This window comes from Nitrososphaerales archaeon, from assembly GCA_032906765.1.
Taxonomy (GTDB): Archaea; Thermoproteota; Nitrososphaeria; order Nitrososphaerales; family Gagatemarchaeaceae; genus DASPPF01.
Genome location: JAJTZB010000006.1, coordinates 80,224 through 92,798 on the forward strand (window position 1 = coordinate 80,224; position 12,575 = coordinate 92,798).

Annotated in this window: 13 protein-coding genes; 4 read left to right on the forward strand and 9 right to left on the reverse strand. The window is 53.7% G+C overall.

The features are described from left to right. Positions 1 to 72 precede the first annotated feature (72 nt). Positions 73 to 426 carry a hypothetical protein gene (locus LYZ69_07565; GenBank protein ID MDV3278308.1) on the forward strand — a complete coding sequence of 118 codons (354 nt, stop codon included), beginning with the start codon at positions 73 to 75 and terminating at the stop codon, positions 424 to 426. Positions 427 to 900: 474 nt separating this feature from the next. After that, positions 901 to 1,602 (forward strand): zinc ribbon domain-containing protein, encoded by a 702-nt coding sequence (locus tag LYZ69_07570; GenBank protein MDV3278309.1) that lies wholly within the window; start codon positions 901 to 903, stop codon positions 1,600 to 1,602. Between the two features lie 27 nt (positions 1,603 to 1,629). Here LYZ69_07570 and LYZ69_07575 read toward each other — a convergent pair whose 3' ends face one another. The 5 genes from LYZ69_07575 to LYZ69_07595 all read right to left on the reverse strand — a co-directional run bounded on the left by LYZ69_07575 (position 1,630) and on the right by LYZ69_07595 (position 6,250). Continuing rightward, on the reverse strand, positions 1,630 to 1,905 hold the full coding sequence (locus LYZ69_07575; GenBank protein MDV3278310.1) for a hypothetical protein: 276 nt from the start codon (positions 1,903 to 1,905) through the stop codon (positions 1,630 to 1,632). Positions 1,906 to 2,182: 277 nt separating this feature from the next. Then, positions 2,183 to 2,587 (reverse strand): MaoC family dehydratase, encoded by a 405-nt coding sequence (locus LYZ69_07580; GenBank protein MDV3278311.1) that lies wholly within the window; start codon positions 2,585 to 2,587, stop codon positions 2,183 to 2,185. 25 nt (positions 2,588 to 2,612) lie between these two features. After that, positions 2,613 to 3,320: a hypothetical protein gene (locus tag LYZ69_07585; protein MDV3278312.1), complete on the reverse strand. Its 708-nt coding sequence runs from the start codon at positions 3,318 to 3,320 to the stop codon at positions 2,613 to 2,615. 380 nt (positions 3,321 to 3,700) lie between these two features. After that, entirely contained in the window at positions 3,701 to 5,308 is a 1,608-nt protein-coding gene (locus tag LYZ69_07590) for a beta-lactamase family protein (GenBank protein MDV3278313.1), read from the reverse strand. A 219-nt stretch (positions 5,309 to 5,527) separates the two neighbouring features. Beyond that, positions 5,528 to 6,250, reverse strand: a complete 723-nt coding sequence (locus LYZ69_07595) for a DNA/RNA nuclease SfsA (protein ID MDV3278314.1) — start codon at positions 6,248 to 6,250, stop codon at positions 5,528 to 5,530. Positions 6,251 to 6,394: 144 nt separating this feature from the next. Between LYZ69_07595 and LYZ69_07600 the strand changes: the two genes are divergently transcribed. Beyond that, positions 6,395 to 6,757 carry a hypothetical protein gene (locus LYZ69_07600; GenBank protein MDV3278315.1) on the forward strand — a complete coding sequence of 121 codons (363 nt, stop codon included), beginning with the start codon at positions 6,395 to 6,397 and terminating at the stop codon, positions 6,755 to 6,757. On the opposite strand, the gene LYZ69_07605 is transcribed toward LYZ69_07600, so the two are convergent. The 3 genes from LYZ69_07605 to LYZ69_07615 form a co-directional block, all read right to left on the reverse strand. Beyond that, positions 6,707 to 7,063, reverse strand: coding sequence for a hypothetical protein (locus tag LYZ69_07605; protein MDV3278316.1), 357 nt, complete (start codon positions 7,061 to 7,063; stop codon positions 6,707 to 6,709). The genes LYZ69_07600 and LYZ69_07605 overlap by 51 nt on opposite strands. A gap of 246 nt (positions 7,064 to 7,309) precedes the next feature. Further along, positions 7,310 to 8,614 (reverse strand): hypothetical protein, encoded by a 1,305-nt coding sequence (locus tag LYZ69_07610; protein ID MDV3278317.1) that lies wholly within the window; start codon positions 8,612 to 8,614, stop codon positions 7,310 to 7,312. A 1-nt stretch (position 8,615) separates the two neighbouring features. After that, a complete protein-coding gene (locus LYZ69_07615) occupies positions 8,616 to 10,802 on the reverse strand; it encodes an ATP-binding protein (GenBank protein MDV3278318.1) in 2,187 nt (728 codons plus the stop codon). Between the two features lie 210 nt (positions 10,803 to 11,012). On the opposite strand from LYZ69_07615, the gene LYZ69_07620 reads away from it, so the two are divergent. Further along, a complete protein-coding gene (locus LYZ69_07620; GenBank protein MDV3278319.1) occupies positions 11,013 to 12,017 on the forward strand; it encodes a site-specific DNA-methyltransferase in 1,005 nt (334 codons plus the stop codon). A 25-nt stretch (positions 12,018 to 12,042) separates the two neighbouring features. Here LYZ69_07620 and LYZ69_07625 read toward each other — a convergent pair whose 3' ends face one another. Further along, the gene (locus LYZ69_07625) at positions 12,043 to 12,363 is read right to left on the reverse strand and encodes a hypothetical protein (GenBank protein MDV3278320.1); all 321 of its coding nucleotides are present in this window, start codon (positions 12,361 to 12,363) and stop codon (positions 12,043 to 12,045) included. Positions 12,364 to 12,575 lie beyond the last annotated feature (212 nt).

Sequence of the window (12,575 nt, forward strand, 5' to 3'; positions counted from 1 at the left end):
AATACTTGCCAAGTTAGATAGATAGAAAGACAGGGACAAAGTCAGACAGACATAGAAATAGTCGTGAGTCGAATGAGCTACAAACCAAATGAGACGCTACTGCTGAAGTACCTGGGCCCGAGTCCGACTCTGAGGATCATGGACTTCTTCCTAGACAACCCGCTGTCAGACTACTCGAAGAACGAGATTGCAAGAAATCTGGCAATGAGCAGGGTGACATTCTTCAAGTACTGGAAGGAACTGGAAAAGTCAGGGGCAGTGAAGCAGACGAGGCAAATCGGAAGGGCTACGATGTACAGGCTGGACCGAGAGAACGAGGTCGTGAAGCAGCTCATCAAGTTCGACATGGCTCTGGCAAGGAAGACCATGGAGAAGGCTGTGGAAGAGTACCAGAAGCCTGTCGCCGTAAAGCCGAGATCCCGCTAAAAAGAACCCCAGAACCGGAAAGTCGCTCGTGTGAGATGCGCCTGAGCTGTTTTGACTTGATGCGGATTGATGCTGTCCGATTGAGCTAGTGATAAAAGGTGGAAAATGTCGTGAATGTTGCTCGCGTTAGAGCTGCAGAGGGGCACCCACGCTTAACAGTGAAGACGAACCCCTGAAGACTTGACAGAACCTTCTGAACATGAAAACCACCAACACTAGACTCTCAATTTGCCAGCCTCGCGTATCCGCCCCTAGACGCGTTCGAAGCGAAGGTCGTCGGAATTCAACGGATTGGAAAGCGCGGCCGGAATCCTCTACCAGTCATCAGTGACTGAATGATTCCAGGCCAGAAGTCGCCCAGCCCCGCCGTCTGTGTCCAGCATGTTGATTTGAAACCGCACATGCGGCCTCGATATGTAGAATGAGCGGAACCTGAAGCAAATCTTATTTCATTCAGATTCCCACCACCCGTAGTTGGGTTCCACAGTACTGCTGTCTGGTGAATGCACGCTCTGGAAAAACAACGCTTTCGCTGGGAAGTCGGTATCGACTCTTTCCTACGATCAAGATCTTGGTTTCTTCAAGGCAGTCTCAGGAGGAAACATTTGGATGTCATTCAAGACTTTGCAAGTTGTTGAAACCCAAGCTAGCGAAACCGGATCCTTGCTCAAGAAGCATCGTGTTAACATCCACGTGAAGTTTCAAAATGGAGACGAGTACTTCTTGATGTTTCTTGTACAAGATGAAACAAGGTCTTTGGAAGTGAAGGCATGGATTGACAATCTTGTCAAGATTGGCCGAACGAACGATGAAGTATACCGACTCCTCAGGACAAGGGAAAAAGTCGCCCTCTCTGAAGTGTGCTCCATCCTTTCCAAGAATGGTCTGTCGAGCACCCCTTCAGACGGGCAAAGGATGGTTGAAGGACTGATCTCCTCTGGAGCTATTGAAGGCGTTTTTGACGGCGCTTCGTTCGTGAGCAAGATGGGGATGCAACGCGAATCGGTGCAATACCAAGTCGTCACATCGTTCGAGATGGGAAGAGATGGCGTAGTCAGTCTCAAGTGCCCCAGCTGTGGTTCGCCAATTCAGATGCTCGACAAGGCTTCGGTAAGGAAATGTGGTTATTGCGGCACCGAGTTCATGGTTCCGAAACGGATACTGGACACTTTGTAGCGGAATCAGAACGCAATTTGAAAGAAGCTATTTGGGCTGTTTGAAGAATGCCACTACGTGCGACCGAGTGAAATACCATAGAATGATGATGCCCCAGATGATTCCGATTATGCTGAGGATGTCTAGAACGGCACCAATTAGAATCAAGATTCTCGCCCAATTCCTGCCAGATAGCAGGGCTAGCGCAAAGAACAGTGTGAGCAAGCCGAAGATGTCGACTATGAACCCGAAAGGCCCTAACACGAATCCGGACCCTAGGGTGATGAGTGAACCCACAATCTGTAGTGCGGCGAGAATGGTCACGCCAGTTGGCCTTCGTAATGTGATAGTGGCGGGTGGAGCGACCGATACGCCGGTTGTGGGCATTATGATGAGAGACGAAAAAGGCTTGCCACAATTCGGACAGAATGCTGCCCCCTGATCATACTCCCTCCCACAATTGGGACAGGCTGGCAATTCCGTCAAGAAGCTACTCAACTGATGTTAATTAAGTTGATTGAAGCTTGAAGGAACGACGTCGGGTTCATTGCGCCTCTACCTAGGATTTCATCCATCCCTGTAACGTAACCATTACGCGCAGCTACGGTGATGGGGAAGAAGCGTCGGCTTGGAGACGGATGACACCACGTGTAGTGCCGCGCAACACCTCCTCTCCGTGCTGGTTCCGGCAGACCACCTCCATAGCTACGTTGAGGCGTCCTTCGGCCCGCTCCACCTTGGTGACCAAGGCCTTGCACCTCACCGTGTCTCCGACGAAGACCGGCCTGACGAACTGAAATTCCATCTCGCGTGCTATGTAGTTCAAGTCCCCGCCGAGCTTTGTGGGAAGCGTGGCTGTCAGCAGCCCCTGCACCATCGTCCTTCCCTTGCTGTCAGGCCGCATGTGGTGAATCCCCTTGTCTCCGGAGAGCTCTGCGAACGATCTGACGTCTTCGGCTGTGAAGGTCCGCTCGTAGACGGCCTGCTGACCTACCTCAAGCTTCATCTGGGTACTCACTCTCAGGGGAAGCTTACTCCTCTACAGCTCCCCCTCGCTCCCGTAGATGCCTACGGAAGGTATAGGATGGGTCTGAACTGCGCTTTGCCAGGTACCCATCGAAGTCCAATTGTTCAGAAAGCTTCCTTCCAGCCTGGATTGTCTCTGCCTGCTTCCGCTCGACCTTCCATATGGACTTCGCAGCCTCCAAGACCTCTTCGACCTTGCCTCCTGGGACGAAAAGTACGCCGTCGACATCTGCAAAAACCACGTCATCGCCATCGACAGTGAAGCCGCCCCATTGAGCTGAAGAAAGGTCCTGGGGACCCCTCTGATCGAGGCGAAGAGGTCCGGCTGGATACGACCCATAGCTGAACACCGGAAAACCCAGCCGTACCAACTCGTCGGTGTCCCGATGGTAGCCGCGCACCACCAACCCCGCTACGCCCCACGCCCTGGCTTCTATGACAGTAAGGTCGCCCACGCAACTCTCGTCGCTTCGACCATCGTTGTCCACAACCAGCACGTCTCCGGGCAAGGCTTTCTTCATTGCTTCAAGGAAAACGTCTACGCTTCCTCGGTGACGAGCGGGCAACACCCGACCAGCAACGCGCATGTCTGACACCAGTGGATGTATGCCAGACGGGGCGACGCGCAGGGGGACGTGCAGACGCACGCATGCATCGGCGATGAGAGGGGTTGAAAGATTGGAGAAAGCGCTTTCCAACGACCCGTTGTCCATTACCCTCCCTCCTTCCACGCTTTGTTATAAAACAGGAATGGCAAGCTTGCGAACGAAGCCCGAAGAGTCCCAGCCTCCACTCGCGGAGTGATAACGCGCCTAAGCAGGGTTCTGTAGTCGTCCTGATTAAGAAGGTGAAGAATCAGGTTCTTCGTGCTCATTTTGTGATGAGGTCGGTTGCGCGCGTAGGACTTATTGCGCCTCCGCCGGGAATAGTCCTCAGTCAACGTGTTGTTCCCAAACATTATGTGACCGCCCGGTCCTCTGAGGAATGGAATCTAGTCACAAGCGCGACTCGGCCTTCAACCATCATGAACAGATGGCACGCCGACCATAGTTCTAGATTCGTAGTTCTCACAGAGGCGTGGAGAGTAATTGGGTTATCGTCTCCTAAACTGGCCGAGCAAAGCATACCGCCTTGCCAGCAGATAGGATGCGAGCAGGAGGAGGGTGAAGAGAGTCGTGGCCGCGACCTGGAATGGGAATTCGGGAATCCCCTCGCCCCCACCTTGAGTAGGGCTTGATGTGGTTGTGCTGGACGAAGTGCTGAAGGACGATGTGGAGATTTGAGCGGTGTTGGACGTGGCCGAGACGGTCGTAGTTGAGCTGGTCGTCGAAGTTATAGAGGAACCCAATGTGGAAGTGACGCTGCTCGCGGTGGACGTCGTGTTAGACATCGTCGTTGTGGATGAAGTAGTGGTCATGGATGACCCGTACAGCCCGAAGAGGTCCTGGTTTGGCCAATTGGCGACGTTCGCAACTACATTCTGCAGCCCGCTGTCCATTGCGGTCTCGAAGTTTGTTTCGTTTGCGACTGACCCGTTGAAGAACACCGCGAAGTCCACCCCAATTCCTTTGTTGTCCCTGACAACCTCGGTGTTTGTGCCTGGCAACAGGCCCAAGTGCCACCAGTTCGCATCGGGGCCAGCCGGACGGACGTTCCACGCCCCGGCATCCCAGTAAGCCGAACCCGCCCAGTACGGAATGGTTGGGCGGGATAACATCGTCTGCATTGTGGTCGCGTTCAGGAGCGTGGTCGAACCTTGACCGTCAAGGCCGACGACGAAGCGCATCAGGTCGATGGGGGAGGCGATCCACCCGCCGTGGGCGTCCATCGCTTCGATGCAGAAGCCGCCGTATGGCCACGGGACACTGCCGGCGCCAGGGAACACGGACGTAGCGTTGCCATCGACGGGGTCGTAGTACTTCACCTCTCTTGGGGCCCGCTGGCTGAGCTGGGTGTGTCCAATCTTCATGTCGGTGATTCCGAATGGAGCCAGAACGTTCTGTTGTACGAACTGCTCATACGACACGCCGCTAATCTTCTCTATAATCCTGCCGAGGACGCAGTAGCCGAAGTTCGAATAGTCATAGTATGTTCCGGGTGTGAATTGAAGCGGCTCCCCCAGCATGTAGCGGATGACTGTACTACAGCTCGCCGGCCTCGGGGTCCCCGTGGCGTCGGCCGCGTTCCACGTGGTGGGCTGGAACATTGGGTCGAAGGTCGTGTCCCTGTTCCATCCGCCTGCGTGCCACAGGAGGTCTTGGACGGTTATGTTCTGGATGCGTGGGTCTTCCGTGGAGCCAGCCGGCGGCTGAAGGTCGTTCAGAATAGAGAAGGCCTTGTCGCTGAGGCTCAGTTTCCCCTGCTGGACCAAGAGGTAGATAGCCGCGGCGGTGATGGGCTTGGATACGCTCGCGATTCTGAAGGGCGAATCTGGCTGCACCAGCTGGTTGGCCTCGACGTCTGCCATGCCATAACCGTGGGCGAGGACAAGCCTGTCATCCTTGACCACGGCGAGCGCGCCCCCGGGGACGCCCCATTGTGCCATCAGGTTGGTCATGAACGTATCGAAGGCCCCGAGCCCTGGAGCTGGAGGGCCTGTGACTGGAATCGAGCTTGCTTGAGCCGGCAGGGCGAGGTTCAACGGAAGTTGAGCCGCGGTCAGCGTCAGAACCAGTGCGATGACTCCCAGCGCACGGCGCAATGGAATGGCGATGACGGCCCTCGATATTTATTACTTGACGCAGGCGTCGGTCGGCTGTCGCGTCTCATTTCGCGAATGTTTCCGTGTTCCGTGCTGAGCCAGCGCAATACTTGCACAATGGCCATTTTGGGGAGGTTCTATGGGTTGAACGTCTAACGGGTTCGTTGCATCTCCGTCGGGAACCTCGTCTAGGCCTGAAACGTAGCCATTGCATGTAAGTCATGCGTACGGCCTGCTCCTGAAGTAGCGTATCAGTGACACCCCGTTCTTGTCCAGCCCCAGGTTGACCTGCCACCTTTCCACCCCCGCCCTCTCCGCCCTTCGCGCTGCCGCGAGGATTCTCCGATTGGTTCTGTTCGACGCTGGAGGCACGAACGGCTTCGCGTCGTACAGGTAGCACTGCGCTATGACCGCCTTGTTGCCCCTCGCCAGGGCCCTTCTCAGCTCCCCCATGTGCCTGATGAGCCTGTCGAAGGAGTCGAATCTGCTCGTCCTGACCCTCTGGAGGCTCTCGCCCGCCGGGAGGACTATCAGGGGCGTCTTCACCTCGATGTAGGTTCGGCCCACGAGGAAGTCTATCCTTGATCTGCCCAGCCTAACCTCCCTCCGCACCTCCCCCCTCGCCATGCGCGAGAGCGCCCCGTTCCTCAGGAAGAACTCGAAGTACCTGTTGGCAGCGGTCTGGTTGATGCCGACCCAGGACCCGGCTTCGGCTGTGGTGGCTATCGCCTCGACCGTGTGGGCCATCTTTCTGCCGGCGCTCTGCGAGGAGGAGTAGAGGCAGGGGAGCCCGGCCAGGCTCAGGTCGCCCAGCCTTCCGGTCGTGGGGCAGTGGCACCGGAGGGTCTCGCCCTCGGCGTCGACCATCATGATGAATCGGTTCGGCCGCGAAAAGACGACGCCCTCCCTCAGGGGAAATGGGAATCTGTAGACCGGAGTCAATTGGAGGTGGTTCCAGGTGTCGCGCTCTTAAGACAAAAGGCTGCGGTTAATACACAAGGTCTACTGCTTATGGCTGGATTGTCGTTAAATATCCTAAAGTGGTATTCGGTCGGACTGAATATAGTTGAAGCCTGGCGTTGATGGGTGACATACGACATACATTGTTACAAGCCGATTTCAGACAGCCCCAGCGTCGAAGAAGCGCGTCGGGTCCTTGAAGCGGGCTATGAGTTCCCAGAGCTAGACAGAGCACCGGACCCCGAAGATAAGTGGAAGATTGCGGCTGCGTTGATGAGGTTTGATTCGAAATTGGAGCCGTTCAAACTTGACCCGGTGAAGTTGGCTAACATGACCATCGACCAACAGGAAAGGATGAGGACTGATTCCATCGAGCTCAACACTCCGAGAGACGGGCGGTCGATTCAAATATCGATATTCGAGGACAGCGTCGGCGTCCTAGTTCCCTATTGGTATGAGGGGGCTGAGATTGATGAGGTGTTCGCATGAGTTTCCGACTACTTGCGCGTCATCGGAAAGGCTGCGGGATACTTCGTCTTTGACCCCTAGCAGGTCGAAGGAGCCTTGCTTGGAGGTGGACGAAAGAAGGATGATCTGTTCGTACTCGTCGAGAACGGCGAAGGTACCCAGGACCTGGGACACGTCACCCTTGGCTTGATTTCCGCCAATCTGGAATGCCTTTGATTGTCTGGTCTGCCAGCGCTGATAGTACAGTCTGGCGAGGTAGAAGCCGACGACAGCAAGGACCGCGAACACAGTCACGAGCGTTCCGAGGACGGATTCCAGAGAGGTCATCTTCGCCTGGTATTCTGCGGCGCCCATATCAGCGTCAATTAATCAAAACTAGCCGCATTCAGTGTAACTAGATGATGATTCCCCGGCGGAGGCGCGATAAATCATTCGTATAACATGAACCGCGCCAGCGTCTGCAATCCTTTCCACTTTGTCCGCAGAGGCTATCCCTCCACTCATGATTAAGGTACCGTCGTAGAACCTCCTGGCCAATTCGATTATCTGTGTTTGTGTTAGGATAACTCGCTGTCAGGGCCCATTTGCCCGCTCAGCAAGGCTCGGTAGAGAGAGATTGAAATCCGGGATTCCGATGCGCGACGTCCGTTCCCCGAACCGTTGTAATAGCGCTTCCACGAATGGGCTATCAAGTCTTGTAATCCTATGCCATGGCTTACTTTCCTTCGTCAATTTTTTCAAGGAAACTCTTTCGAGGTCTTTGAGATCTATACACACGTCTAACAGTTCTCCTCCGCAATCGACGTGTCGCAGTATGAAGGTTCCCTCCGGCAGGTTCTTTCCTGTCACCTTGTAGTGTTCGATACGATCGTCGATGCTTCGCTGGACTTGGGTCCTCCTTTCGTCGCTCGGCGCTTCCCGTTCCTTTATGGTCAGATTCCTGAGACTTGAGTCTCTTTGGAAGAGGACGCTGTTGCGTTTCCTGTACACGTCCTCAGTGAGTCTGAAACCCAACGCCAAAGTGACAAATTCCGGCTTGTCCCAAGCAAGATCACAGGCGGGAGTGAGCACTATTCCAATGTCTCTGCCGTCGTCTTTCCGCGTCTGGAAGATGTCCCCGGTCCAAACTCTGTCTCCCTCGGGCTTGTAGTACATCAGAAATGAGAGCAGCGAACCCCCGGCGTTGGTAAGGTCGGGTGGGGCCCTGGCCAGGATGGGTTCCAAAACTTCCTTCAAGGCCTTGTATGCTTCTCCGGAATGAGCGTGTCTCGAAAGAATCCGAATAACAGTATCGACCAGCTCCCTTCTGAGTCCTTCTCGGTCGTTTTGTTTCTCTAGTATCTTGATCAAAGCCGCCACGACTTCGACGTTTCTACCCAGCGTAGCTTGGAAGGCGCCGTCTTTGGCTGAATCGACTACGGATTCTAGTAGGAGCGCAAGTCGCACCTCGGGATGGTCACGTATGGCACTTTCAATTTGCGACGTGAGCTCCTTCGGGTCGTCCAGATTGCCCTTCTCTATCTTGACCGGAGAGATTACTCCAGGATACTCTCCCTTCTCATTAGTGTACGCGGTCTTGAACTCGTTTGGTTCGTCAGCGGTATTGCTCAGGATGATGACAATCGAGGCTGCGCGAAGCCGATAGAGCGCGTTGATGGCTCTCCTGAACCTTTCAGGTGCGGGCCTTAGTGCGTCTTCGTCTCGGAGTATGAGATCAAGAAGCACGATTCTATTATTGACCAATTTCTTCTTGGGGTCTTTGCCATTCCAGTATCCAATTGGCACTCCATTCTGTAGTAACTGTTCCACTGCAAGCTCTATCGACTCGTCGAACTTGTTATCCACAATCAACACTTTGCCAGGGTAGGGCCAGTTCAAGTTACTTTGGAGCGTCTCCTTGGATTGTCTTCGGGAACGTCATTCCGACGCTGGCGCCTTTCAACAGACCTGACATGTCACTCCGTGAAAAGTCTCTAAGTCTCCCGCCATGAGCGAGAGCAATTTCGCTCGCTATGTAAAGCCCAAGTCCCATCCCATCAGGTTTGTTCGTGATGAATGGCTGAGCGAGGAACTCGATGTCGTCTTGGAGGCCGGGTCCGCTGTCGCTTACAACCAGAGCAGTATGCCCATCTCGAGTACTCCCGACGATGAGGTTGATTTCGCGTTTTCCTGTTTCGACCGGTCCCAACCAATATAACGAATTATCCAATAGGTTCATGATGAAGGTCGTCAGAAGCCTTTCGGATCCCTTGACGGTTAGTTGCTTGAGCAGGAGAGTACACTTGATGCCTGCGTCTTCCATTCTTCCTTTGATTAGGTCGAGGGCTTGCCTTGCCACCAAATCAAGGCGGACTTCTTTGAATCTTCCCCTCTTGAAGACTTTGGCCAAGTTTGTTACAAGTTCGTCTGTCCTTGCGGCCAACCGCCAAGCGATTTGAAGCTCGCTCTTGGCCTTGCCATCAGGCATGTTGGGGACCACTCTCTGGAGAGTGCTCTTGATTCTTTGGAGGTCTCTGAGTGCTTCGTGACTTGGGACCATGTAGGAGAGCCCGACTGCCGCCGCCACGAGTAATGGCTCTTCGATCTGTTCAACGACCTCCGTGACCTCCGTTCTAATGTCTGCAATTAGCTGGAGGACGGTATCAGTCGTTTCGACGTTTAGTTCTCCCTTTGCACTCTTCAGCTTCTCTTCGATGTCAATGAGACCCTTCTGAATCCTTGCGAGTCTGTCAGCCCTGGTTCTACCGTATGCCTTCTCAACCAGATTGTGATCGTACGACCTCTGGCTTTCGAATACGCCGATTGCTTTGAGCACGAGGTGAACGAAATCCTTGAAGGGTTCGTTATCAATGAGACCACCTCGGTCAGACTTGTCCCTCAGCCCTGAGTTATCTTTGGATGTGATTTCAATTGTCCCAAAGACCTGGTTTCGTGAAATCTGACTTTCGAATGTCTTACCCACCCTCCGGGCATCCAAACTGAGCCAGTCATCATCTGGATTTCCGTAGGGCAGTATCCTGAACCCATCACGGAACACTCTAATCCCGCAGTTTGGCCTGACGATGTTGTTGTAAATCTTGATGTCTCCGAAGACCGCTTTCTTGTCGGCGGGCCGAAGGTCCCATGCGAACAGTTTGAAATTGAATGGACCACAGGTGGGTTCTCTTCGTCCTCCTACTAATGGTCTTCTGGGGTACTTGGTCGGATCAAGGAGGTTCTCTTTAGGCTCCTTGGATCGTTTGAGTTCTGGCAGGTCTGGTCTAAAGAAGGAGTATTTTCCAGACAGATTGCCGTTCTTGTCAACAATCGCGTCAAACTTGTATGGCGCCGAAGAGAGTACGGAGTCGATTGTCTCGGCCTTAGACGGCCGGGTGAGAGAACCTACGACTTCGAGGTCCACAGCGAAGTTCTTCAGTCCTGCAAGTGGAGAAGCAACACCTGATAAGTTGCGACCCAGCGTGTTGACCATTTCCTGCGTCCAGGTTGTCTGAAGGCTCGATATCGCAATTTTAGTTCCTGTCCGCGGTGAACTACCTCCGACAAAGAGTCTTGGTTCGTGCTCGTTCCACGTCACGGGAATCTTGTCTAGGAATTCTGACCCGCCCTGTTCAAACTGATTCCAGTCTACAACTAGGTCGACCTCGACGCTCGAACCGGCGGCGCGAGTGGTCAGATCCGTTCGCTTTCCGAGTTTGTGGACCGCGAACCTGCCGATTCCCTTCTCGCCAAGGTACACCCTTCCTCCTGGGCTTTTGCGGGTGGCTGACGACGACTTGGAGATGGTACCTATCTCTAGCCATGACTCCAGGAGTTTCTTTCGAGTCATTCCTATGCCGTCGTCTGTGACGATAATCTTTCCGCGTGATTGTGACTCCACTGTATCAAGTGTAACTGAAACCTTCGTCGCGTCAGCATCGTAGGAATTCTTGACGAGTTCGAAGACTGCGGATACTTCATCTCTAATCAGTTGTTCCCCGAGTATCAGCATGATTCTCGCACGAACCTTGAACGGTTGGACGCCTTTCTCGAAGACGGCCGCCCCCTCCTGGCTTTGTTTCTCGGGCAATCTGCTCTTGGACTCGCATTCGTGTAACCCGAGTCGATTTAAGACTGTTTGGCTGAGGTGAACTTCGTCCTGGGAAGACAAACCCTGATTTGTATCAAAAGTTATAGAGTGAAGCATCAGAACTTCTTTTGTCCTCCTCCTTAGACTCGGGTTTCGCTTACTTGAGCCTGGGTAGCAGTCTTGGTACGCGCGTTCTCAGACGTAGTAGTATTGGGCGATGCTATCAACGTCCTTGGATCGATTCAGGATGCCACCGCTGACCTATTCTATCTCGATCCGCCTTTTCTTTCCCAGCGGAGCTTCCTGTTCGAGTCGAGACACCGGGTGAGAATGGCGTTCGATGATAGGTGGGATGGGGGGATAAAGCAATACCGTGAGTGGGTAGGGCCGCTGCTAACCCAAGTTCATCGCGTTCTCAGTTCCACAGGCTCGCTGTACATTCACGTAGATTCGAGAGTGTCCCATTATGTCAAAGTGATGTTAGACGAAATCTTTGGGCAGAAGAATTTCAGGAACGAGATAATCTGGAAGCGCCTCGGCTCACATAATGATAGCTATCAGGGTGCCCGTTTCTACGGCAGGATTCACGACGTCATCCTATTCTACACGAAGTGTCCGTCTTACAAATGGAATAGGCCGTTCGTCCCTTACAGTGAGGACTATGTACGAAGGACTTACAGGTATGTCGAGAAGGACACCGATAGGAAGTACGCCCTAGGAGACCTCACCGCCCCTGGGGGCCCCAACAAGGGAAACGCGAAGTACGAGTTTCTCGGAGTGACTCGTTACTGGAGGTACTCCGCTGATAGAATGCTGGACTTGCTGAAGAACGGAAGGATTGTTCAGAATAAGCCCGGGGCCGTTCCCTTGCTGAAGCGCTACCTTGACGAGATGTTGGGGAAGCCGATTCAAGACGTCTGGGACGATATCCAATTGGTTCGAGGGAAAGAGAGTAGTGGCTTCCCGACGCAGAAGCCGCAACACTTGCTCGAGCGAATAATTTACGCCTCGACCGACCCGGGTGACTTGGTGGTCGATCCTCTCTGCGGCTCAGGAACCACTCTACTTGCCGCACAAAGACTCGGACGCAGGTGGCTTGGAATTGATATGTCAAAGCAAGCCTGTCTCATGGCACTAAGCAGGTTGAGGGAACAAGGAACCGAAGCCGCTATCGTGAATTACAGACAGAGTACGAGTCCGATTCTGAAGGAGTAGACTACCACGATTGTTTGTTTGAAATTCACTTTTTGGCGGGTTTCAAGAAACCGTCTATGAGCGCCTGTACGTATTCTATATACTGAGCCGCAATCTTGCCGGCGATTTCAAGTTCCGCAGTGTCTATCGGCAGCTCGTCGTGCTCCATAAGACCAATCAACATTTCCCTGTCCCTGCTCGTAAGCTCTGATAGCTTGATTACGCCTGCCATTAGTAGGATGTTCACGGCTTTCGAGTAGTCCCATTCGATTTCTTCCTTGAGGAGCTCTCCTCTGATGTCCTGGATGGCCCCGTTTGGTTCTTTCTCTATTACCACTGTCTTTCTGTAGCGTGCTTGCTTCGTCATATGGTATGACGGGCATACCATCATCTAGTTAAATTAATCGGTCGGGATAGCCCGTATCGTTGGCTTGCATCCCAGTCCTTGCCTCTTGCCAGGGGTCTCGGTGGCTGGTGTGAGTTCCCGACTCGGCCTCAATCGACGGTCTGTTCCTGGTGTCACGAACTCAACCAGGCCGGGAATGTTATCGGAGATTAATAGACTGCTCTTGCACCCGT